The organism is Halomonas sp. M20, from assembly GCF_020622265.1.
GTDB lineage: Bacteria > Pseudomonadota > Gammaproteobacteria > Pseudomonadales > Halomonadaceae > Modicisalibacter.
The window spans coordinates 455,303-477,493 of the sequence record NZ_JACNMQ010000003.1 but is presented as its reverse complement, the minus strand read 5'-3'; the positions used below and the strand labels follow the sequence as shown (position 1 = coordinate 477,493).

Annotated in this window: 21 protein-coding genes; 13 read left to right on the top strand and 8 right to left on the bottom strand. The window is 57.6% G+C overall.

Translation table 11 applies throughout. From position 1 onward, the window contains the following. Positions 1-79: 79 nt before the first annotated feature. The gene (locus H7850_RS11045) at positions 80-2,029 is read right to left on the bottom strand and encodes an acetoacetate--CoA ligase (protein WP_227369584.1); all 1,950 of its coding nucleotides are present in this window, start codon (positions 2,027-2,029) and stop codon (positions 80-82) included. A 434-nt stretch (positions 2,030-2,463) separates the two neighbouring features. Between H7850_RS11045 and H7850_RS11040 the strand changes: the two genes are divergently transcribed. Next, entirely contained in the window at positions 2,464-3,810 is a 1,347-nt protein-coding gene (locus H7850_RS11040; RefSeq protein ID WP_227369583.1) for an MFS transporter, read from the top strand. A gap of 15 nt (positions 3,811-3,825) precedes the next feature. On the opposite strand, the gene H7850_RS11035 is transcribed toward H7850_RS11040, so the two are convergent. The 6 genes from H7850_RS11035 to H7850_RS11010 all read right to left on the bottom strand — a co-directional run bounded on the left by H7850_RS11035 (position 3,826) and on the right by H7850_RS11010 (position 9,308). After that, positions 3,826-4,593, bottom strand: a complete 768-nt coding sequence (locus H7850_RS11035) for a DUF1338 family protein (RefSeq protein WP_227369582.1) — start codon at positions 4,591-4,593, stop codon at positions 3,826-3,828. Between the two features lie 193 nt (positions 4,594-4,786). Continuing rightward, positions 4,787-5,062, bottom strand: a complete 276-nt coding sequence (locus H7850_RS11030) for a GrxA family glutaredoxin (protein ID WP_227369581.1) — start codon at positions 5,060-5,062, stop codon at positions 4,787-4,789. Positions 5,063-5,220: 158 nt separating this feature from the next. Then, positions 5,221-6,042 (bottom strand): inositol monophosphatase family protein, encoded by an 822-nt coding sequence (locus H7850_RS11025; protein ID WP_227369580.1) that lies wholly within the window; start codon positions 6,040-6,042, stop codon positions 5,221-5,223. 50 nt (positions 6,043-6,092) lie between these two features. Next, entirely contained in the window at positions 6,093-6,635 is a 543-nt protein-coding gene (locus H7850_RS11020) for a response regulator transcription factor (RefSeq protein ID WP_227369579.1), read from the bottom strand. Positions 6,636-6,664: 29 nt separating this feature from the next. Beyond that, a complete protein-coding gene (locus H7850_RS11015; RefSeq protein ID WP_227369578.1) occupies positions 6,665-7,939 on the bottom strand; it encodes an ATP-binding protein in 1,275 nt (424 codons plus the stop codon). A gap of 214 nt (positions 7,940-8,153) precedes the next feature. Then, positions 8,154-9,308 carry a hypothetical protein gene (locus H7850_RS11010; RefSeq protein WP_227369577.1) on the bottom strand — a complete coding sequence of 385 codons (1,155 nt, stop codon included), beginning with the start codon at positions 9,306-9,308 and terminating at the stop codon, positions 8,154-8,156. Positions 9,309-9,446: 138 nt separating this feature from the next. On the opposite strand from H7850_RS11010, the gene H7850_RS11005 reads away from it, so the two are divergent. The 3 genes from H7850_RS11005 to H7850_RS10995 are packed head-to-tail and all read left to right on the top strand — an operon-like array spanning position 9,447 to position 12,330. Further along, positions 9,447-11,036 (top strand): peptide chain release factor 3, encoded by a 1,590-nt coding sequence (locus tag H7850_RS11005; RefSeq protein ID WP_227369576.1) that lies wholly within the window; start codon positions 9,447-9,449, stop codon positions 11,034-11,036. Positions 11,037-11,055: 19 nt separating this feature from the next. Next, positions 11,056-11,538: a large conductance mechanosensitive channel protein MscL gene (gene mscL, locus H7850_RS11000; protein ID WP_227369575.1), complete on the top strand. Its 483-nt coding sequence runs from the start codon at positions 11,056-11,058 to the stop codon at positions 11,536-11,538. A gap of 33 nt (positions 11,539-11,571) precedes the next feature. Beyond that, a complete protein-coding gene (locus H7850_RS10995) occupies positions 11,572-12,330 on the top strand; it encodes a TatD family hydrolase (protein WP_227369574.1) in 759 nt (252 codons plus the stop codon). Here the strand turns inward: H7850_RS10995 and H7850_RS10990 are convergent. Continuing rightward, positions 12,327-13,373: a YgfZ/GcvT domain-containing protein gene (locus H7850_RS10990; protein ID WP_227369573.1), complete on the bottom strand. Its 1,047-nt coding sequence runs from the start codon at positions 13,371-13,373 to the stop codon at positions 12,327-12,329. The genes H7850_RS10995 and H7850_RS10990 overlap by 4 nt on opposite strands. A 137-nt stretch (positions 13,374-13,510) precedes the next feature. Here H7850_RS10990 and H7850_RS10985 point away from each other — a divergent pair, with 137 nt between their 5' ends. The 9 genes from H7850_RS10985 to H7850_RS10945 all read left to right on the top strand — a co-directional run bounded on the left by H7850_RS10985 (position 13,511) and on the right by H7850_RS10945 (position 22,154). Beyond that, positions 13,511-13,702 (top strand): hypothetical protein, encoded by a 192-nt coding sequence (locus H7850_RS10985; protein ID WP_227369572.1) that lies wholly within the window; start codon positions 13,511-13,513, stop codon positions 13,700-13,702. Between the two features lie 22 nt (positions 13,703-13,724). Further along, positions 13,725-14,129 carry an OsmC family protein gene (locus H7850_RS10980; RefSeq protein WP_227369571.1) on the top strand — a complete coding sequence of 135 codons (405 nt, stop codon included), beginning with the start codon at positions 13,725-13,727 and terminating at the stop codon, positions 14,127-14,129. Between the two features lie 69 nt (positions 14,130-14,198). Further along, complete coding sequence (gene uvrB, locus H7850_RS10975) at positions 14,199-16,226, top strand: excinuclease ABC subunit UvrB (RefSeq protein WP_227369570.1); 2,028 nt, start codon at positions 14,199-14,201, stop codon at positions 16,224-16,226. Between the two features lie 3 nt (positions 16,227-16,229). Further along, on the top strand, positions 16,230-17,048 hold the full coding sequence (gene nei / locus H7850_RS10970) for an endonuclease VIII (RefSeq protein WP_227369569.1): 819 nt from the start codon (positions 16,230-16,232) through the stop codon (positions 17,046-17,048). 234 nt (positions 17,049-17,282) lie between these two features. Next, positions 17,283-18,395 carry a branched-chain amino acid ABC transporter substrate-binding protein gene (locus tag H7850_RS10965; protein WP_227369568.1) on the top strand — a complete coding sequence of 371 codons (1,113 nt, stop codon included), beginning with the start codon at positions 17,283-17,285 and terminating at the stop codon, positions 18,393-18,395. A 106-nt stretch (positions 18,396-18,501) separates the two neighbouring features. Further along, positions 18,502-19,422 (top strand): high-affinity branched-chain amino acid ABC transporter permease LivH, encoded by a 921-nt coding sequence (livH, locus tag H7850_RS10960; RefSeq protein ID WP_227369567.1) that lies wholly within the window; start codon positions 18,502-18,504, stop codon positions 19,420-19,422. After that, the gene (gene livM, locus H7850_RS10955) at positions 19,422-20,675 is read left to right on the top strand and encodes a high-affinity branched-chain amino acid ABC transporter permease LivM (RefSeq protein WP_227369566.1); all 1,254 of its coding nucleotides are present in this window, start codon (positions 19,422-19,424) and stop codon (positions 20,673-20,675) included. Before livH ends, livM begins: the two co-directional genes overlap by 1 nt. Then, positions 20,668-21,438 (top strand): high-affinity branched-chain amino acid ABC transporter ATP-binding protein LivG, encoded by a 771-nt coding sequence (gene livG / locus H7850_RS10950; protein WP_227369565.1) that lies wholly within the window; start codon positions 20,668-20,670, stop codon positions 21,436-21,438. The genes livM and livG overlap by 8 nt, the downstream gene beginning before the upstream one ends. A gap of 14 nt (positions 21,439-21,452) precedes the next feature. After that, positions 21,453-22,154: an ABC transporter ATP-binding protein gene (locus H7850_RS10945; protein WP_227369646.1), complete on the top strand. Its 702-nt coding sequence runs from the start codon at positions 21,453-21,455 to the stop codon at positions 22,152-22,154. Positions 22,155-22,191: the final 37 nt, after the last annotated feature.

The following is a 22,191-nucleotide window of genomic DNA, read 5'->3' as shown; positions in this document are numbered from 1 at the left end:
AGTGACTTGGGGGTATGCTACTGGACGAAACTGACGCTGCCCAGTCCAGGATGGCCTGTCGACCATCCCGGACAGGCGCTTACTTCTGTAGATCGGGCAGATCCTGGAAAAACTTTAATGCCTCAGGGTTGGCCAGGGCATCCTCGTTCTTCACCGGTCGACCATGGACCACATTGCGCACCGCCAGTTCGACGATCTTGCCGGACAGGGTGCGGGGGATGTCCTCAACCTGGATGATCTTTGCCGGCACGTGGCGAGGGCTGGTATTGGCGCGAACGGTGCGCTTGATCTCGTCCCGCAGTTCGTCGTCCAGGACCATGCCTTCTCGCAGCCTGACGAATAATACCACGCGCACGTCATCGCTCCATTCCTGACCGATGCACAACGATTCCAGCACACCCTCGACTTTTTCCACCTGACGATAGATTTCCGCGGTACCGATACGAATGCCGCCTGGATTGAGCACGGCATCGGAGCGGCCATGAATGATCAAGCCATCCTCGGCGGTGATCTCCGCGTAGTCGCCGTGGGCCCAGATTCCCGGGAACTCGTCGAAATAGGCTTCCATGTAGCGCTCCCCACCCGGATCGTTCCAAAAGCCGATGGGCATCGAGGGAAAGGGGCGCGTACATACCAACTCGCCTTTCTCCTCGCGCAGCGAAGTGCCGTCGTCATCGAACACATCCACCGCCATACCCAGACCCCGGCATTGCAACTGGCCACGATGGACCGGGCGAATCGGACACCCCAGGGCAAAGCAGGAGACGATGTCGGTACCGCCGGAGATCGAGGCCAGCAGCAGATCCTCCTTGATGTCGCGATAGACATAGTCGAAGGACTCATGGGCAAGGGCCGACCCGGTGGAAAGCACCGCCCGCAGCGCCGTCAGGTCATGCTCCCTGCCCGGGGCCAGCGCGTGCTTCTCACAGGCGGCAATGTACTTGGCGCTGGTGCCGAATACCGTGATGCCTTCCTGTTCGGCGAGCTCCCACAGCACCTTTGGCTCCGGGGAAAAGGGCGAGCCGTCGAACAGGACCAGAGTCGCACCGCAGGCAAGCCCTGAAACCAGCCAGTTCCACATCATCCAGCCGCAGGTGGTGTAGTAGAACAGCACATCATCCTGGCGCAAGTCCGTATGCAGGCGATGCTCCTTGAGATGCTGCAACAAGGTGCCGCCAGCGGAATGAATGATGCACTTGGGCGCCCCGGTGGTGCCCGAGGAGTAGACGATGTAGAGCGGATGATCGAAGGGCTCCTGTTCGAATTCGATCTCCACTGCGTCGTTGTCGAGATATGCCTGCCAAGACACGGCCTTGCCGATGGTGCTGATGTCGGGCTCTTCTTCCAGGAAGGGAAAGACCACGACCTGCACCAAGGACTCGATGGCGTCGCTGATCTGGGCAATTCGTTCCCGGGTATCGATGGGCTTGCCGTTCCAGGTATAGCCGTCCGTGGCGATAAGCACCTTGGGTTGAATCTGACCAAAGCGATCGAGTACCCCGCTGAAGCCGAAATCCGGTGAGCAGGAGGACCAGACCGCACCGATGCTGGCCGCCGCCAGCATGCCGATGATGGCGTGTTCGCTGTTGGGCACGAACCCGGCTACCCGGTCGCCTTCGGTAACGCCGCTGGCCTTCAAGGCATGGGCCAGTTTGGCGACCTGGGTGTAGAGCTCGGCGTAGCTCAACTCCCGACGACGCCCGCGTTCGTCGCAGGCAATCAATGCCGGATGATCGTCCCTGCGCTTGAGCAAGTTGGCGGCAAAGTTGAGTCGCGCCTCGGGAAACCAGCGCGCTCCCGGCATGGCATCCGGGCGTGCCAGTACGCTTTCGCCACGGCGCTGTGCCACGACATCGCTATCTTCCCAGACCAGCCTCCAGAAGGCTTCCAGGTTGTCGATGCTCCAGGCATGTAAGTCGCTGTAGTCCGCAAGGGAAGTGTCATGTTCATTATTGATGTGCTGCATCAAAGCGTGCATCTGAGTCGCTTCGATTTGTGCTGTAGAAGGCTGCCAGAGTGGTTGCGACATGTCGTTCCCTCCTTTTCTTATCCTGGTCGTTATCGTAGTTGTACGCTAGGCCAGCTTCTCGACGCTAGTGTTCTGCGCCAAGAGAGTCCTTTGATGATCTGGCGACAGCCTATCACGACAACTGTAAGTCGTTGTTTAGACGTTCGATAGGGGGACTTCACCCGAATGAGGTGATGAAAAAACGACCGCTATCGCTCAGGCAGGCAATAATCGGTGCTGCAATCCACTATGCAGCGCTCTTGCACAGTCTTGTCCACAGCTTTTGTGTATAACCCCCCCCCACAGTCGAATCGTTTCAATTTGGAGTAAAGCTACGTAAGGCGTTAGAATCGCTCAGTATTTTTTATATTACCTTAAAGATTTGGTTTCGGCCGCGTTTAACGTGCTCGGTCGTAGGCTTTGTGCTTTTCGTCATTAATGAGAGGAGGTCGCGTTTGCGCAGCTTGCCGGCGACATTACCGATACTGTTCGTCTGTGAAATCAGTTTCCTGCTGGGGCATGGTTTGATCATGACCCTGCTGGGGGTGCGCATGTCACTCGAGGGCTTCCCCTCGCAGATGGCAGGTTTGTTGATGTCCAGTTTTTCGATGGGGTTCGTGCTAGGAAGTTACTTTCTCGAGAAGCGCATTCGCTCGGTAGGTCATATCCGCGTCTTTGCCGCCTGCGCCGGTACGTTGGCCGTTACGGCGATGCTGCATGGCATCTGGATCAATGGCTGGGCCTGGCTCGTCTGGCGTGTTGCGGGTGGTGCCGCCACCGCAGGCATGCTGATGGTGATGGAGTCCTGGGTGTCGGGAGAGTCGACCAATCAAAATCGTGGCAAGGTGCTTGGTTGGTATATGGTGATTTCAACCTTGTCCCTGGCCGGGGGGCAATGGATGTTGAATCTTGCCGATCCAGCGACGGCGGTGTTGTTTTCGGTAGCCGGTATCCTGTTTGCCCTCTCCCTGGTGCCCCTCTCGATCCACCGTATTCACGGCCCCTCCCAGGGCAGTCATGAAGCCGCCCACAAGATAAAGCTAAGCGAGCTATTCAAGCGTGCGCCGGTAGGCTTAGTAGGGGCCTTTACGGCAGGATTGATGGCGCAGGCATTCTTCGCCATGACGCCTTATTATGGTCAAGAGATTGGGCTGAGCACCCGGCAAACGGCTCAGTTCATGGCAATCACCACCTTGGTGGCGTTGGTTGCGCAGTGGACGCTGGGGCGCGTGTCGGATCGATTTGATCGGCGCAAGGTCATCCTCGGCATGGCGATGGTCATGGCGATCACCGGGACCGCCATATCCTTGGCGGCCGGCTATAGCTATGTGGCGTTGGTAGTGGTGGCGTGTTTGCATACCGCTATGCTGCATACGCTGTACTCGCTCAGCCTGGCCCATACCCACGATTGGCTTAAGCCGGCCGAGATCATTGCGGCGAATGCCAAGTTGATGATCTGGTACGGCGTCGGCTCGGTGATCGGTCCTTTCAGTGCTTCATTGTTGATGAAAGCCGTCGGTCCCGAAGGGCTATGGCTGTTTCTCGGGGCGGCAGCCTTATCCCTTGCGATGTTCGTCATGGTGCGTCTGCACGGCCGCCAGGGTGCTGAAGCGGAGGTGGAGCAGGAGCCCTTGGCGCCCATGCCGTTGATGGAAACCTCGCTTTATATCAATGAGCTGGAAGAGGCGCGCCATGAGCCGTACCAGTTTGAGTTGGATTTCGAGCCCGGGCGGCGTTCCAGCGAAGCGGAAGGCCTGCCCAGCGCCGAGTATCGTGATGACCTGGTACCATCGACGTCCTGAACGCCGGAAATCGACTCAGGCGATTTCGCAGCGGGTGTGATGAGGTAGTAGAAGCTCCGCAGCTCGCTCCTGGGTATTGGGTAGGCTCTTTTGGACTAGGGCGATGCCGCCGGTGGTGACACGATGCTCGTCACCTTGAGCAAAGGGCAGACGCTGGGCACCTGCCGGGTAGAAACGGTAGTGCAGCAAGGGTGAGACGGGAAAAATATCCTGTAGTGGATCTATGCTCCCATGCAGACCTGCCTGCTGCATGCTGAAGTCTAGGGAAGACAAGTCACTGCCAAGGCGTTCGCAGTCAAATCCTGCGTGGTGCAATCTGGGGCCCATAATCGCAAGCCAGGCGGCCAATGGATGTTCTGCATGCAGAGCCTGATAGGTCGCCCAATCCGGCATGGGCCAGGGGCGGCCACGACAAAAAAGATTCTGACCGCGAAGATCCCGAGGCTGGGTCTGATCGACGAGGGTCTGCAATTGGTGGCGAGGTTGATGCATCAAAGAGCCGGTCTGGAATTCGCCCAGTAATATCCAGGCATCATCATCCGGTGGGGCAAGAAGAGTGAAGAGTAAACCTCGATCGACGATGGCAAAGCGTCCAGTAGCACGATAGCCAAAGCGCGTCAGCGACCTTTGCAAGGTCTCGGCATTAAAAGAGCCGATATTAAGCGTCAGTATGGCTAGATATTCGGCATCCTTACTCTGGGCCCAAGGGTGCTTGCCCCCCAGCTCCGGATGCATGTGGATGTAATCCAGCCATAACTGCTGTAAGAATTCTTCCCGTTGCATGTCTGGCGCATTCCCTGTTGGCGACCCTTCACTGAGCCTTTAACGTGACCCTGTCAAAGAGTATAGGCAGTCGACGCGACATCGTTTCAACGACACGAATGTCCGGAGAAGAAATTATGAGTAATTTTGTCATGTGGCGCGTAAACGGCGGCGCCGATCAAAGGATCGGCGCCGCCATGAAACGCATCACGTCTTAGGTCGCAGTGGCACTGGAAAGCAGTTCATTGTCGCGAACGTACTGATCGAACTCGGTGTAGCCACCGACATGCGTTTGATCGACAAAGATTTGCGGTACCGTATCCACGGGCTTGCCGATGGTCTTTTCCATATCTGCCTTGGTGATGCCTTCTTCATGGATATCGATATAACGATAGCTGAAATCATTCCGTTGATTGGCAATATTGTCCGCAAGCTCTTTTGCACGCACGCAGAAAGGGCAGCCGGGACGACCAAAAATGACAGTAAGCATGAAAACTCCTGATAGAAAATTGAAATTGGCCGGTAGAGCCGGTGGAAGAGTGGCGTCATTGTTTCGCATTCTGGAAAATAACGCCAATAGAGTGTCACTAAACGCGTTATTGCATGCTGCTATCAAATTCTGCCTTTCGAAACGACGCTGTAGAAATTTCAACGTGCGGATATGCGGTTCTCATCGGCTTGAATCAGCAGAGTGTAGAGCGGCTTGTAGATATCCGGAGCCGTCGCCAGTATGTGCTCGCCATAGAGCGCTTCGGGGATATTATCCGGGCAAGGGTAGAGATGGCCGGTGCGTGCGCCGGCTTCCTGGGCAATCAGAAAACCCGCTGCAAAATCCCAGGGCGAGACACTTTCGTAATAGCCGTCCAGGCGGCCACAGGCCACATTACACAAGTCAAGCGCTGCAGAACCGCAGCGCCGCAGATCCTTGCAGACATCCATGACCGCTCCCAGACGTCTCAGCAAGGGCGCGCGACCCTCTATTCGATAGGGAAAGCCAGTAGCAATCAGACTATGCTCTAGGCGCTTGGCAGTACTGGCTTCAATGTTGTTGTCATTGAGGCGAGCGCCCTTGCCACGCAGGGCGGTAAAGGTTTCATCGAGAAAGGGGGCGTGTACGACGCCTAGCTGTACCTTGCCTTTCTGGGACCAGGCAATGGATACCGCTACATGAGGCAACCCACGAGCGAAATTCACCGTTCCATCGATAGGGTCTATCACCCATAGATCGCCATCTTGTTCGAGGACGTCTCGTTCCGGCGAAAGCTCTTCAGTGAGTCTGGCTTCCCCAGGAAAATGGGTTTCCAGCTGTTCGGCGATGAAACGATCGACAGCGACATCCGCATCGGTGACCAATTCATCGTTTTGTTTGTAATGCTTGCTGAAGCTCTGTTCCAGGCGTGCTTTGCGAATCATGTTTCCTGCCTGCTCGGCAATATTCACGGTGAGGGCAAGTCGCTCGCTGAGTTTCATAAGGCCTCCTGCCTATGCTGCGAAGAAGTGGTACAAAATGCTGTATTGGCCTAGCGTCGCACCGGGCGTTTTTGCAGCTTGCGCTGCAGAGTGCGGCGATGCATACCCAGGGCCCGTGCGGTGGCGGAGATGTTGCCGTCATACTCCTGCAGCACCTTTTGAATGTGCTCCCAGGTGACCCGGTTGATCGAGGGCGGGTTGTCCGCGATGTCGATATCCGGATTGCCTTGATCGCACCCTAGGGCGGCAAGAATTTCGTCCGCATCTGCGGGCTTGCACAGGTAATTGACCGCACCGAGTTTGATGGCTTCGACGGCGGTCGCGATGCTCGAATAGCCTGTAAGCACGATGACGCGACACTCGGGAGCCAGGGCCAGAAGCTCAGGCAGCAGCTTGAGCCCCGAAGTATGCTCGAGCTTGAGGTCGAGCGTTGCCAGTTGCGGGGGAGAGCGCCGCGCCGATTCCAACGCCTGATCGGCATCGCTGGCAACGCTTATGTCGAAACCACGCCGGCTGAGTGCGCGCTGCATTACATGGCAGAACATCTCGTCGTCGTCGATGATCAACAAGCGTTCCGGAATGTCATTGGCCATTGTTTGATGAACCTCTGGTAATTTCCTGTCTAGGCAGTCTGACCCCCAAGGGCGCGGGGCAGCTTGACTTCGGTCAGCGTGCCACCTTCTTCATGATTGTACAGGCTCACACCGCCGCCGAAGCGATTGATGGTGGCATGGGAGAGAAACAGCCCGATACCCATACCCTTGCTCTTGGTCGAGATGAAGGTGTCCCCGAGTTGATCGGCGATCGACATGGCAACGCCCGGGCCATGATCGCGAATATCGATGATCACCTCTTCATGATTCCAGTCAAGGCTGATCAGAATGTCGTCGGGATTGGCATCTGCCGCGTTGTTGAGTAGATTCATCAGCGCCTGTTCCAGGGTGACATCCACGGCAAGCTCCGGTGAGCTGCGCTTACCGAGTATCTCGATACGATGCGTGACGTCCGGGCGCAGCACCAGCCAGCGCTGAACTAGATGCTGCAACCAGTCCTGCGCGGAGCGAACTTCCGGCTCCGCCAGGCGCCGGCGATCCGCGTTCTCAACCAAATACTGAAGACGGGATTTACAGGTATCGACTTGCTGGCGCAGCAGATCGATATCTTCTTCCAGCGTCGAATTGCCCTTGGCATCGTAGCGCATTTCATTGAGCAGTACGGCCATGGTAGAGAGCGGCGTACCAAGTTCATGCGCCGTGCCCGCTGCTTGAGTCGCTACAGCGAGGACCTGCTCGTTGCGCAACACCGTTTCCCGGGTGCGGGACAGAGCCATGTCGCGACGTCGCAGCGCCAAAGCCATCTTGTAGATGAAAAACGTCACGAGACCCGCAGACAGCCCGAAATTCAGCCACATACCTAATACATGCAGGCTGATATCCGGGTTCATCAGGCCGTGGCTCATTTCCGGTACCCGATCGTAGAAAAGCATCAGGAAGGTGTAGCAGGCCATGGTCGCGCTGGCGACGATCCAGGCATATAGCCAAGGCAGGGTAGCCGCAGCAATGGTGACCGGCACCAGATAGTAGCTGATGACCGGATTGGTTGCCCCGCCGGTGAAGTAAAACAGCATGGCGAGCCCGGCGATCTCGACGAGCAACTGCAGCAGGTACTCGGTATTGGTGACGGCGCGAGGGCGACTCAAGCGCCACCAGGTAACGATGTTGATCAATCCCATGGCGATGATGACACTGATCACCGGCATGACACGCAGCTCGAAACCGAGCACCTCGATACCGAAAACGATTGCCCCGAGAAAGCCCGTCCAGCTGATGCCGCGAATCAGCGTCAGACGAACTAGGTTGCGGTTAGGTGTCGATAGCGGCAGGGGAAGAGGCTGCATGGTGAGTCCGAAGGGATTTTCGAGGCATGATAACCGATTATGCCAGGGTCACCCATGCCCTGACCGGGCGCTCAGGCTTTATCCGAAAAGTGCCTGCGCTCGCCCATACGGCGTTAAAAATCGATTCAAAGTACTCATTTACGCCATGTAAACTCCGTCTTTTCTTCGATTTTTGCCTTGCCTGGCCATCGCTCGTCGACTTTTCAGACAACACCTAGTCACCGCGGTGCAGGGTGCCGGTAAACGGTGCGCGCCGGTATGCCTTTCCCTTGTTGGCATAGATGCGATAGAAGTCCTTGGCCACGGTGATGCGACTATCGCCGATGGTGTACGACGAATCTCCCCAGCTGGGAAAGCCGCGCACCGGGGTATTGCCTTCGGTATAGAGCTGGCCAACAAAACCGCCGTACAGGGGGCCCGTCGGAAAACTGCCTATCAATCCTGCGATGATGACCTTGCTAATGTGCATCAACTGCACCGAGTTACCGTACATATTGGCGTCGTACCAGCCGATGCCGCACCAGGACACGTCCACCACACCATAGCTCCACAAGCTGAAATCGACGCTGTCCTGAAAGACGCCACCGCCAATGGCGAACAGTATCTTGTTGCCCTTCGAGACGTCCTCGGCGACCCTAGGAAATATTTCGATGTGCCGGTCGTCGACCACCCGCGCAATGCCGTAGACATTGCCGTTGATCAGAATGGCGCTTCGGCCCTTGTCCTCGATATGCGGCGGTATGCCTTTGGCCAGTTCGACGATGGAACGTTCATCGCCGTGCCTGGCGTCGTTGTCGGTATGGCTGACGTAGCTGTTGGCCCAGCCGGCGAGCGCATCATGTTTGTCGGACAGCCCGCAATCGGTGCAATGCACCATGGCGTAGCGCACACGGCTGTTCGAACCGATGTCCTCGACCGCATTCCCGTCTGAGCCATCCTTGTGCACGCCCCACAGCAGAGCGCCTTCGACATATAACGAATCGAACATGGCCTGGCGCACACCGTCGCCATAAACGACGCCATGGGTCATATAGCGGCCTAGCGGCCAGCGCTGTCCGGTCACCCCCTTGACCGATAGCTTGCCCGAGAACACGCCGCCACTGACGCCGGCGATTTCGATGCCCGGTCCGGGGTTGGTCGAGGGGCGATCGACGATCAGGGTGGCACGCAGACGCATGTCATTGGTGGCAAAGGATTTCTGTTCCGGATCGCTGGGGCGGAACTTGATGGTATCGGTAACCCGAAAGGTGCCGACGAACTTGGCTTCCAGCACGACATGGTCGGCGGCATAGGCAAGGAATTCGTTGACTGCTTGAGTATCATCGGTGCGCCCATCGCCTGCGGCGCCAAAGTCATAAGGTGTCAGCATGCTCTTTCCTGTAAGGCTACAACTATTCAGGCTACAATAACGCCTTTGCAATCCGTAGAATTGGCGGCAATCCAATCCACCCGCAGCCATGATACGCAACTTTCCCATGGCTGTACGCCAACCGGTAAACGATACTCGATGTCCGACACGCCAATCGCCGAGCAGGCCGAGCTACGCCGCACCTTTGCCATCATTTCTCACCCCGACGCCGGCAAGACCACCATCACCGAAAAGCTCCTGTTGTTCGGCAACGCCATCAAGCTCGCCGGTTCCGTCAAAGGCAAGCGCAATGAGCGCCACGCCACTTCCGACTGGATGAAGATGGAGCAGGAGCGCGGCATCTCGGTAACCACCTCGGTCATGCAGTTCCCCTATGCGGGGCGCATCGTCAACCTGCTCGATACGCCGGGACACGAAGACTTTTCCGAGGATACCTACCGTACCCTGACCGCGGTGGACTCGGCGCTGATGGTGATCGACGGCGCCAAAGGGGTAGAGGAGCGTACCATCAAGCTGATGGAGGTATGTCGGCTGCGTACTACGCCGATCCTGACCTTCATCAACAAGATGGATCGTGACATTCGCGACCCCATCGAGGTCATGGACGAAGTCGAGACGGTACTGAACATCCAGTGCGCGCCGATGACCTGGCCGATCGGCATGGGACGTCATTTTCGCGGTGTCTATCATCTTTATAACGACATAATCCATCTCTACAAGCAGGGCCAGGGCAGCCGTATTCCCGAGGATGTGCGTATCGAAGGCCTCGACAGCCCGCAGGTGGACGAAACCCTGGGAGCGGATCAAGCCGAGGAGCTGCGCATGGAGGTCGAGCTGGTGCGCGGCGCGTCCCATGAGTTCGATCTGGCGGCCTATCGCCGCGGCGAACTCACGCCGGTCTATTTCGGCACCGCCATGGGCAACTTCGGCGTGCGCGAAATGCTCGATGGTTTCGTCGAATATGCCCCGGCTCCTCAGGCCCGAGATACGGATACGCGAACCGTCAGCGCCCACGACGAGCGTTTTTCCGGTTTCGTTTTCAAGATTCAGGCCAACATGGACCCGAAGCACCGTGACCGAGTGGCTTTTCTGCGAGTCTGTTCAGGCAAGTACGACAAGAACATGAAGATGCGCCATGTGCGTATCGGCAAGGACGTCAAGATCGCCGACGCCCTGACCTTCATGGCCTCGGATCGGGCTCATGTCGAGGAAGCCTGGCCCGGAGATATCATCGGCCTGCATAACCACGGCACCATTCAGATTGGCGACACCTTCACCATGGGCGAGGAGATGCGCTTCACCGGCATTCCGCATTTCGCCCCGGAGCTTTTCAAGCGCGTGCGTCTGCGCGACCCGCTGAAGATGAAGGCGCTACAGAAAGGATTGCAGCAGCTTTCCGAAGAAGGCGCGACCCAGGTATTCATGCCACTGGACAACAACGACCTGATTGTCGGTGCGGTGGGTACGCTGCAGTTCGACGTGGTCGCCCATCGGCTCAAGGAGGAGTACAAGGTCGATTGCATTTACGAGCCGATCAACGTGCAGACGGCGCGGTGGGTGTACTGCGACGATGCCAAGAGGCTCGACGAGTTCAGGCGCAAGGCCAGCACGAACCTTGCCCTGGACGGCGGCGGTTATCTGACCTATCTGGCACCGACTCGTGTCAATTTGCAGATGACTCAGGAGCGCTGGCCGGAAGTGCGCTTCAATGCCACTAGAGAACACTAGTAACGAGGATTTTGCGGCCATGGCATCGAAATTTATCAAGGAGTTTCGCGAATTCGCGGTCAAGGGCAACGTGGTAGACATGGCGGTGGGCATCATCATCGGAGCTGCCTTCACCTCTATCGTCAACAGCCTGGTCAAGGACATCTTTACGCCGATGATCGGACTGATCACTGGCGATATCAATTTCAGCAACCAGTTCATCGTGCTGCGTCCCGGCAGTGGGGAGGGGCCTTACTATACTCTGGAGCAGGCGCAGGCTGCCGGCGCAGCCACGCTCAACTACGGCCTTTTCTTCAATGCCCTGCTTTCGTTCTTGATCGTTGCCCTGGCGGTGTTCGTCCTGGTGCGTAACATCAACCGGTTGAAGAATCTTGCCTACCCGCCGGAAACCTCTGCGCCGACGGTCAAGAGTTGCCCCTACTGCATCAGCAAGATTTCCCTGGAGGCCACGCGCTGTCCGGCCTGTACATCCAAGCTCGATGACGGTCCACAAGCCAGTTAGCAGCCGCGGGTCTCGTGACGTTTAGGAGCTGAAATGCTGATCGACGCTCATTGCCATCTGGATTTCGCCGATTTCGCTACTGATCGCGAAGCCGTATTCGCGCGGGCGCGTGAGGCCGGCATCGAGCACTTCATCGTACCCGGCACGACCCGAGCGCGTTGGCCAGCGGTGATCGAGCTTGCCCGGCGCGAGGATGTCAGTCTGAACCTGGGTCTGCATCCTTACTTCATGGATGAGCATGGAGACGAAGATATCGAGGCGTTGGAGAGGATGCTCGATGAACACCCGGAAACCGTGGCGTTGGGTGAGTGCGGCATCGATGCGCGTTTCGAGGATACGCTGGACGCACAATGGCAGCTATTCGATGCACAGCTCAAGCTGGCCAAGTCGCGGAATCTTCCAGTCGTGGTGCACTGCGTTCAGGCCAACGACAAGGTGGCCAAGCGCTTGCGTCAGCTGAGCCTGCCCAGAGGCGGGCTGATTCACGCTTTTGCCGGCAGCCCTGAGCAGGCGGGGAAATTTCTCGATCTGGGGTTTGTGCTTGGTTTAGGCGGGGCAACGACCCATGAGCGGGCCCAGCGTCTTCATCGCGCGGTCATTTCTCTGCCGGATGACGGCTACGTGCTGGAAACGGACAGCCCCGACATGCCCCTGGCCGGGTTTCAGGGGCAGCGTAACGAGCCTGCCCGGCTGGCGCAGGTCTGCGAACATATCGCCCAGCTACGCGGCGAAATCGTCGAGCACGTCGCGGCAAGCAGTACGGCTACGGCGCGGCGATTGTTCGGCATCTAGCCTTGGGCGGCGAGTTCTTCCGGATCGAGACGCTCAATGGCGTAGGGCAGTTTGAGGCGCTTCAGGCGTTGACCGATGACCTCGAGCGTTTCCTCGCTGGCGCGAGTATTCAACACGGCAAGTATCTCCGCCTGACCATAGGCATCGAGAGCGGCGCTGACGACTTCACCCTGGCGCTTGCCTTCGACATTGCATATCGGTGCACCTGTCTCGGGAACCTCGCTACCCTCGAGTTGCGCGCGCATCATGCGCTTCTTGACCTGCCCCCGGAAGTGCGCGCGAGCCACGACTTCCTGCCCGGTATAGCACCCCTTTTTGAAACTGATGCCACCTAGCGCCTCCCAGTTGATCATCTGGGGAAGGTACGTGTCCTGCTGCGCCGCATTCAGCCAGGCAAGCCCCGCCTTGATATCCTGCAGTTGCCATACCGCATTGCCCACCGGCGTTGCCGAACGAGCCAGCGTATCCCAGAGCGTAGCGGCCTCCGCCTGAGGCAGGCCCAGGATGAAGCGCGGGCGCGGCCCCGGATGATGCAGCAGAACCCGTTCGCCTTGCATGGTTTGATGCCAGACCGCCGGGGGTAGCATATCCAGACGCGCTTCCAGCAACGCCGGGGCGTCACGGCCGACTAGACCGATCAGCGCCAGGTCGTCTCGAGGACGGATCTGGGCCTTGTAGAACACCGCGAACTTGCTCAAGTGCGACTTGAGCGGTTCGACCAGATCCCGGTCGAGTAATAGCCAATAGCGGTCTTCAGCGAGGCATAGCAATTGCGCATTGGCCAGCATGCGGCCCTTGACCGAGCAGAAAGCGGTCAAGGGCGCGAAATTACCATCTGCCAATTCGAGCTGGGCGCTGGTCTGGCCCTGCAGAAGGCGCTTGGCATCGGCTCCTTCGATTTCCAGAATGGCAAGATGGAGTAGAGGCGTAAGCAGGGTGGCGTCATTGGGTTGCTGGGCCTGGTTCGGATCGCCGAAATCGATCCAGCGCTCGTCGAGACCACGCGCACCGGCCGCTTGAAGATGAGTTGTCCAGTTGGTCATGAGGGCTCCGTTGAACGCCGGGTTCGTTCATGACTATTGGGCTTGATGATAGGGATTGCAAGGCGAGGGCATCAGCTTTGAACAAGGGGGCGAGATTCCCTGCTAGACTGACAGCATATCCAATCTCGGAAAAAATCATGCCCACTATCTCATTGACGTTTGAAGGAATCGACAATGCCGATCAGGTCAATCGCGCCACCACCGCATTGATTAACCTGGACGGTGTCGAGAGTGCAGAAGTTGGTCGCCATGGTGCGGAAGTGGAGGGCAAGGTGAGCCGTGAGGCCTTGATCACCGCCGTGGAAAAGCTAGGCATCAAGGCTTGCTGAAATAAGCCGACAAGGAGAATGTATGACCATCGTCGTTACCAGCATGGATCGGCACGGCTTGCGCCACCGCGCCGAGATAGAGTCCTTCGAAGATATTGTTGTTGATGCACCCAGGATCGTGGGCGGCGAGGAAAGTGCCCCGGACCCCCACGACTATCTCGATCTGGCCCTGGGCGCCTGCAAGGCGATCACTGCACGCATGTACGCCCGACGCAAGGAGTGGCCGCTGGAAAAGGTTGGGGTGACTATCACCCGGGACGACAGCCAGGAGCGGCACGGGATTTATCGTGTCGATATCAAAATGGCCTTCGAAGGCATCGAAGACCCGGAACAGCTGGCTCGGCTATTGGAGATTTCCGATCGTTGTCCGATCCATCGGCTGTTGACGACTTCCGAGGTGCAGATAATTACCAAGATGGATTCCTAGTCTCCCGCTTTTACGTTCAATACAGCGCCTACGCTTGAACTTTACCCTCTTTGGAACCATCTCAAGCGCATGAGTAAATCCTTTCGTATTCAATCCAATTATCAGCCGGCTGGCGATCAGCCGGCTGCCATCGATGGGCTGGTCAAGGGTCTTGAAGCGGGCCTGGCCCACCAGACCCTGCTGGGTGTGACCGGCTCCGGTAAGACGTTCACCATGGCCAACGTCGTCGAAAGGTTGCAGCGCCCGACCATCGTGATGGCGCCCAACAAGACCCTTGCGGCGCAGCTGTACGGCGAGTTCAAGTCGTTTCTACCGGACAACGCGGTGGAGTACTTCGTCTCTTATTACGACTACTATCAGCCCGAAGCCTATGTACCCTCCTCGGACACCTTCATCGAGAAAGACGCCTCGATCAACGATCATATCGAGCAGATGCGCTTGTCCGCCACTAAGGCGTTGCTGGAACGCAAGGACGCGCTGATCGTGGCTTCGGTATCAGCGATCTACGGTCTTGGTGACCCGGATCAATATCTGAAGATGCGTCTGCACTTCAACCGTGGCGAACTCATCGACCAGCGCTCCTTTCTGCGGCGCCTGGCAGAGTTGCAGTACACCCGCAACGACATGGATTTTCGGCGCGGTACCTATCGGGTGCGAGGGGATGTCATCGACATCTTCCCGGCGGATTCCGAGGAGGAGGCGGTGCGAGTCGAGCTGTTCGGCGACGAGGTCGATAGCATCAGCCTGTTCGATCCGTTGACCGGGGAGGCGCGCGGCAAGGTACCGCGCATGACCATCTATCCCAAGAGCCACTACGTGACGCCCCGGGATACGATTCTGGGCGCCATCGACTCGATCAAGGAAGAACTTACCGGGCGCCTGGATTGGATGCGCAAGCATGACAAGCTGGTGGAAGCCCAGCGCCTGGAACAGCGCACCCTATATGACATCGAGATGATGTTGGAACTCGGCTACTGCAATGGCATCGAGAACTATTCGCGCTATCTGTCCGGGCGCAACCCTGGCGAGCCGCCCCCCACGTTCTTTGACTATCTACCCTCCGATGCGCTGCTGTTCATCGATGAGTCCCACGTCAGCGTGCCCCAGGTGGGCGGCATGTACAAAGGCGATCGGTCGCGCAAGGAAACATTGGTGGAGTACGGTTTTCGCTTGCCCTCGGCGCTGGATAACCGGCCAATGACCTTCGAGGAGTGGGAAAGCGTCTGTCCGCAGACGGTGTTCGTCTCCGCGACACCGGGCAAGTACGAAGCCGAGCATCAGGGGCAGGTGGTGGAGCAGGTGGTGCGCCCCACCGGGCTACTCGATCCGGAAGTCGAGGTGCGCCCGGCGTCGACCCAGGTCGATGATCTGCTTTCCGAGATTCGGCTGCGTACCGACGTGGGTGAAAGAGTGCTTGTCACCACCCTGACCAAGCGCATGGCGGAAGATTTGACCGAATACCTGGACGAGCACGATGTCCGAGTGCGCTATCTGCACTCGGACATCGACACCGTGGAGCGGGTCGAGATCATTCGGGATCTGCGTCTGGGTAAGTTCGATGTATTGGTGGGTATCAACCTGCTGCGCGAGGGACTGGATATCCCCGAAGTTTCTCTGGTAGCGATACTCGATGCGGACAAGGAAGGCTTCCTGCGCGCCGAGCGCTCGCTGATTCAGACCATCGGGCGCGCTGCCCGTAACGCCAAGGGCAAGGCGATTCTCTATGGTGATCGGGTCACGGATTCAATGCGCCGTGCCATCGATGAGACCGAGCGGCGTCGGGCCAAGCAGATCACGCATAACAAAGAGCACGGCATCACCCCGCGAACCGTGACCAAGTCCGTGGCGGATATCATGGAAGGCGCTCAGACACCGGGCAAGAAGGGCAATCGGCGCAAGAGCGAGCGTCAGGTGGCGGAAAAAGCCGCTATTTACGATCCAAGCACCTTGGCACCCCACGAACTCCTCAAGGAGATATCCCGGGTCGAAGACGGTATGCACGAGGCGGCGCAAAATCTCGAATTCGAGACGGCAGCGCAGCTCAGAGATCAGCTGCACAAATTGAAGGAGCAGCAATTGCTTCTGGGAACGGCCTGAAGAGTGCCCGAAGGTCCGGAAATTCGCCGTACCGCCGATGCGCTGCAGGAGCAGATTGGCGGGCGACGTCTTGATGGGGCGTGGTTCGCCTTTCCCGAGCTTGCAAGTCAAGCGGCGTCGCTATGTGGTCGCGAGGTGACGGCGGTCGATAGCTGGGGCAAGGCGCTACTGATCCGCTTTGATGATGGTCGCGTACTTTATTCGCATAATCAGCTTTACGGAGTATGGAAGTATCACGACGAAGAGCGAGAGCCGGATACCAATCGCTCATTACGGGCTCGTCTAACGGCTCAAGGCCGATCGGCGAGTCTGTACAGTGCCTCGGACATCTCTCTATGGCAGGCCGGTCGGCTGGAAGAACATCCTTTCCTGGCACGTTTGGGGCCGGATCTGTTGACCCATGACGTCAGCATCGAAGCAATTGTCGAGCGCTTGGAAATGCCGCGTTTCAAGCGTCGTGGGCTCGGCGGCCTGCTGCTTGAGCAGTCGCTGTTTGCCGGCATTGGCAACTACCTTCGCTCCGAAATCCTCTTTTTTGCCCAGCTCTCTTACCGGCAGCGCCCCGTGGATCTAACGATAGCTCAACGAGAGCATCTGGCGCGAACGATGCTGGCGGTGGTCGAGCGCGCCTACCATCAGAAAGGGATAACCAATCGTGATGACTGGGCCCGGGCTGCCCGCAAGCAGGGAGAGGTGCGCCAACAGTGGCGTTTCGCGGTGTTCCAGCGTGGTGGGTTGCCCTGTCACGCCTGCCAAGCTCTGGTTGAACGCACAGCGGTGGCTTCTCGCCGGCTTTATTTCTGTCCTGAATGCCAAGGTTGATGATAACAGCTGTTTTATACCGTTATCTATAATTAAAAAACATAAGTTCCCTGAGATCATAGCAATAAAGGATTGAAATTTCACGCTATTGTATCGGCGGATGAGCACGAAATCAGCGAGCTCATATTGAACTAAAGACGCTTTACTCTCTGCAATTAAGCTGTCAATAATAACATCGAACAGTCGCTTGAATGCGGCGGTTTTTCCTAGACATAACAACGAGATGGGAAAAATATGAAAAACACGATACGCAAGTCGCTATTAGTGCTGGCCGTGGGTGCGGGAATGTCCAGTCTGACCGCTCAGGCGGATATTACCATCGGTCTGGCCGGTCCGGTGACAGGCCCCTTGGCCCAGTACGGAGATATGCAGTTCACTGGTGCCGAGATGGCCATCGAACGCATAAACGAGCAAGGTGGCGTCAACGGCGAGCAGCTCAAGGGTGTAAAGTACGATGACGCCTGCGACCCCAAGCAGGCGGTGGCAGTGGCCAACCAGATCGTCAATGACGGTGTGCAGTTCGTGGTAGGGCATTTGTGTTCCAGCGCGACCCAACCCGCTTCGGATATCTATGCCGAGGAAGAAATCCTGATGATCACGGCGGCCTCCACCAGTCCGGCGATCACTGAAGCCGGCTACGAGACCGTTTTCCGCACCATCGGCCTGGATACGATGCAAGGCCCGGTTGCCGGCCAGTACGTCGCCGAGCAGGCCAAACCCGAGAATATGGCGATCATCCACGACAAGCAGCAGTATGGCGAGGGCATCGCGACCGGCGTGCGTGATACCGTCGAGGAGGCTGGCGTCAATGTGGTTCTGTTCGAGGGCATTACCTCCGGTGACAAGGACTTTTCGTCGCTGATCTCCAAGCTCAAGCGCGAGAACGTCGATTTCGTCTATTACGGTGGCTATCACCCAGAGCTGGGGTTATTGCTGCGCCAATCCCGAGAGCTAGGCTTCGATGCTCAGTTCATGGGGCCGGAAGGTGTCGGCAACCCGGATATTTCCAAGATTGCCGGTGAGGCATCGGAAGGGCTGCTGGTCACGCTGCCTCAGGCCTTCGAAACCGATCCGGCCAACGCCGACCTGGTCAAGGCCTTCGAGGCCAAGAATCAGGATCCTTCCGGCCCATTCGTCATGCCCGCCTATACCGCCGTCTATCTGATGGCCGAGGGAATGAAAGCAACCGAGTCGACCGATCCTTACGAGGTAGCTGGCTATCTGCACGAAAACACCTTTGATACGCCGATTGGTGAGGTGAAATACGACGAGAAGGGGGATCTCGAGGAGTTCAACTTCGTCGTCTACAACTGGCATGCGGATGGTACCAAGTCAGAAGCCAAATGATGCGTGATCGCGTTCGATTGGTTCAGCACATTAAATAACGACAATGACAACGATTCTCGCCCGGCCGGTCACAAACTGACCGGGCGATGTTTTGCAGGTAATCTCCATGGATGAACTCCTCTACTTCCTGCAGCAGACCATCAATGGCCTGACGATCGGCAGCACCTACGCGCTGATCGCTATCGGTTACACCATGGTCTACGGCATCATCGGCATGATCAATTTCGCCCACGGCGAAATCTACATGATCGGCACCTACATCGCTTTTATCGTCATCACCGGGCTGGCGATGATGGGCATCGACAACACGCTGTTTCTGATCGTGGCGGCCCTGCTGGTATCCATGATTGTTGCCAGCGCTCACGGTTTTGCGGTGGAGCGGGTCGCTTACCGACCGGTACGCGGTTCGAAACGGCTGATTGCGTTGATCTCCGCCATCGGCATGTCGATCTTTCTGCAGAATTATATGCGGCTGGCGCAAGGCTCCCGGGACAAGGCGATTCCCAATTTGTTACCCGGGGGCTGGGAATTCGGTGGTGAGGGGTTTGTCGTCAACCTCTCCTACATGCAGGTCATCATCTTCGTCGTCACGCTGCTCAGCATGGGCGCACTGGCGCTGTTCATTTCCCGCTCGCGCCTTGGTCGTGCGTGTCGTGCCTGTTCCCAGGATCGGGGCATGGCCAATCTCCTCGGAATCAACACCGATCTTGTGATCTCCATGACCTTCGTCATCGGTGCAGCCTTGGCCGCCGTGGCAGGGCTGCTGTTGGGGATGTACTACGGTGTCGTCAACCCTTACATCGGTTTTCTTGCCGGGCTCAAGGCGTTCACCGCTGCGGTGCTTGGCGGGATCGGTAGCATTCCCGGCGCCATGCTGGGCGGTCTGATTCTCGGTATCGCCGAAGCCCTCACTGGCGGCTATCTCTCTAGCGAGTACAAGGACGTGGTGGCTTTTGGTCTGCTGATTCTGATCCTGCTGTTTCGCCCCTGGGGTATTCTTGGCAAGCCGGAAGTGGAGAAGATCTGATGGCAAGTCAATTACTGCATGCCGGCTTCTCCGCAGGGCTGACGCTTTTACTGGGCGCCTCGGTGCTAGGTGTCGAACTGCGCTCCCAAGGCGTCAATACTATCGTTGCGGTAGAAGGACCCATGACCTGGCTGTGGTTGGGTGTTGCCGTGGTCGTAGTGTTCTTTCATCAGCTCTTTCGCCCCAAAATCGAAGCATTGAGACGCCAGACCTGGGCTGGATCCCGCTTCACGCTGCCACCCCTACTCAGAAATCATGCTCAGCGACGTCTGATGATCGCGTTGGTCATCGGTGCGCTATTGCTGTTTCCCTTTATTGCAGAGCGTAGCGCGATAGACTTGGCCACTCTGACGTTGATTTATGTGATGCTGGGGCTGGGGCTCAATGTGGTGGTGGGTCTGGCTGGGCTTCTCGATCTGGGATATGTCGGGTTTTACGCGGTAGGCGCTTACACCTATGCCTTGCTCAATAATTATCTTGGCTTTTCATTTTGGGAGGCGTTGCCGCTCGCCGGCATCGTGACGGCGCTGTTCGGGTACCTGCTGGGATTTCCAGTGCTCAGGCTGAGAGGCGACTATCTCGCCATCGTGACGTTGGGGTTCGGCGAGATCATTCGTATCCTGCTCAACAACTGGACGGAACTCACCGGCGGGCCCAACGGCATTTCACGCATCCCCAAGCCGACGCTGTTCAACCTGGAATTCTCGCGTCGGGCCGATGAGGGCAATATTCCTTTCCACGAATTCTTCGGTATTCCCTACGATCCGAGCTACAAGGTGATGTACTTATACATCCTGGCCTTGCTGCTTTCCCTGGCGACTGTCTATGTCATTTATCGTCTGATGCGCATGCCCATCGGCCGCGCCTGGGAGGCGCTGCGTGAGGACGACATTGCCTGTCGGTCCTTGGGGCTCAATCCTACCGGTATCAAGCTGTCGGCTTTCACCATCGGCGCCAGCTTTGCGGGGTTTGCCGGTGCGTTCTTCGCCGCACGACAAGGGTTCATCAGCCCTGAATCTTTCACTTTCATCGAGTCCGCCATCGTGCTGGCAATCGTCGTACTGGGCGGCATGGGCTCTCAGCTGGGGGTAATCCTGGCCGCGATCGCCATGACCTTGCTGCCCGAAATCGCCCGCGAGTTCAACGAATATCGCATGCTGCTGTTCGGGCTGATCATGGTGATGATGATGGTGTGGCGCCCCCAAGGATTGCTACCGCTCAAACGCCCGCAGATGGAGTTGAAACGTGGCTGAATCCGAATTGCTCAGTGTGCGCGATCTCTCCATGCGTTTCGGTGGCTTGTTGGCGGTAGATCAGGTCAGCATGGAGGTTCGCACCGGAGAGGTCGTCTCGCTGATCGGTCCCAATGGCGCCGGTAAAACTACGGTTTTCAACTGCGTCAGCGGCTTCTATCGCCCAACGAGTGGCGAGGTGCTGTTCAAGGGGCGCCCCATGCAGCGTCTGCCCGGCTTCAAGATCGCCCGGGCCGGCATGGTGCGTACCTTCCAGAACGTGCGGCTGTTCAAGGAAATGACGGTCATCGAAAACCTCTTGGTCGCTCAGCACATGCAAACAGAGCGCAATCTGCTCAAGGGCTTGCTGCTCACGAAAGGGTATCGCCGGCGAGAGCAGGAAGTGATGGAGCGGGCCGCCCACTGGCTGGAACGAGTGGGGTTGATCGACTTCGCCAACCGCGAAGCCGGCAATCTGGCCTATGGGCAGCAGAGGCGTCTTGAGATTGCCCGCTGCATGGTGACTCAGCCCCGTCTTTTGATGCTCGATGAGCCGGCAGCGGGACTCAACCCGAACGAGACGCGAGATCTCAATCACATGATCGTCCGGCTCAAGCAGGAAGAGGGCATCACGGTGTTGCTGATCGAGCACGACATGAGTCTGGTCATGGATATTTCCGATCGCATTTATGTGGTCAATCAGGGCAAGCCCCTAGCCGATGGTACGCCGCAGGAAATTCGGCGTAACCCCGAGGTGATCAAGGCGTATCTGGGCGAGGAGTGACCATGACGACAGCAATGCTTGAAATCGACGATCTCACGACACATTACGGCCCCATACAGGCGCTGGATGGGGTTTCTCTGGCAGTGAACCAGGGGGAAATCGTCACCCTGGTAGGATCCAACGGGGCCGGCAAGACCACTTTGTTGATGTCGATCTGCGGCGATCCGATTCCCACTTCCGGCAGGATACGCTTCGAAGACGAGGAGATTCAGGGCTGGCCCACTTCCCGCATCATGCGCTCCGGGCTTTCCGTCGTTCCGGAAGGGCGACGTATTTTCACCGGCATGACAGTGGAAGAGAACCTGGCCATGGGCGGTTACTATCGCAGCAAGCGCGAGATCGCCGAGGGCATCGAGCATGTGCTGACGCTCTTTCCGCGCTTGAAAGAGCGTTTCAACCAGCGTGGCGGCACCATGTCCGGGGGCGAGCAGCAGATGTTGGCCATCGCCCGCGCGCTCATGAGCCGACCGCGTTTACTGTTGCTCGATGAGCCTTCCCTGGGGCTGGCGCCAATCATCATCGCACAGATATTCGAGATCATCGCCAAGCTGCGCGAAGAAGGTACTACCATCTTTTTGGTCGAACAGAACGCCCATAAGGCACTGTCGATTGCCGATCGCGGCTATGTATTGGAGCACGGACGCGTAGTCCTGGCGGACAGCGGCCAGGCGTTGCTGGCCAACGATGATGTTCGGCGTGCCTATCTAGGGGGTTAACACTATTTATACCGTTATCTTTCATGTTTGAAACTCT

Coding starts and splice junctions, on each gene's coding strand:
- H7850_RS11045 (WP_227369584.1), bottom strand. CDS start 2,029: ATGTCGCAACCACTCTGGCAGCCTTCTACAGCACAAATCGAAGCGACT.
- H7850_RS11035 (WP_227369582.1), bottom strand. CDS start 4,593: ATGCAACGGGAAGAATTCTTACAGCAGTTATGGCTGGATTACATCCAC.
- H7850_RS11030 (WP_227369581.1), bottom strand. CDS start 5,062: ATGCTTACTGTCATTTTTGGTCGTCCCGGCTGCCCTTTCTGCGTGCGT.
- H7850_RS11025 (WP_227369580.1), bottom strand. CDS start 6,042: ATGAAACTCAGCGAGCGACTTGCCCTCACCGTGAATATTGCCGAGCAG.
- H7850_RS11020 (WP_227369579.1), bottom strand. CDS start 6,635: ATGGCCAATGACATTCCGGAACGCTTGTTGATCATCGACGACGACGAG.
- H7850_RS11015 (WP_227369578.1), bottom strand. CDS start 7,939: ATGCAGCCTCTTCCCCTGCCGCTATCGACACCTAACCGCAACCTAGTT.
- H7850_RS11010 (WP_227369577.1), bottom strand. CDS start 9,308: ATGCTGACACCTTATGACTTTGGCGCCGCAGGCGATGGGCGCACCGAT.
- H7850_RS11005 (WP_227369576.1), top strand. CDS start 9,447: ATGTCCGACACGCCAATCGCCGAGCAGGCCGAGCTACGCCGCACCTTT.
- mscL (WP_227369575.1), top strand. CDS start 11,056: ATGGCATCGAAATTTATCAAGGAGTTTCGCGAATTCGCGGTCAAGGGC.
- H7850_RS10995 (WP_227369574.1), top strand. CDS start 11,572: ATGCTGATCGACGCTCATTGCCATCTGGATTTCGCCGATTTCGCTACT.
- H7850_RS10990 (WP_227369573.1), bottom strand. CDS start 13,373: ATGACCAACTGGACAACTCATCTTCAAGCGGCCGGTGCGCGTGGTCTC.
- H7850_RS10985 (WP_227369572.1), top strand. CDS start 13,511: ATGCCCACTATCTCATTGACGTTTGAAGGAATCGACAATGCCGATCAG.
- H7850_RS10980 (WP_227369571.1), top strand. CDS start 13,725: ATGACCATCGTCGTTACCAGCATGGATCGGCACGGCTTGCGCCACCGC.
- uvrB (WP_227369570.1), top strand. CDS start 14,199: ATGAGTAAATCCTTTCGTATTCAATCCAATTATCAGCCGGCTGGCGAT.
- H7850_RS10965 (WP_227369568.1), top strand. CDS start 17,283: ATGAAAAACACGATACGCAAGTCGCTATTAGTGCTGGCCGTGGGTGCG.
- livH (WP_227369567.1), top strand. CDS start 18,502: ATGGATGAACTCCTCTACTTCCTGCAGCAGACCATCAATGGCCTGACG.
- livM (WP_227369566.1), top strand. CDS start 19,422: ATGGCAAGTCAATTACTGCATGCCGGCTTCTCCGCAGGGCTGACGCTT.
- H7850_RS10945 (WP_227369646.1), top strand. CDS start 21,453: ATGCTTGAAATCGACGATCTCACGACACATTACGGCCCCATACAGGCG.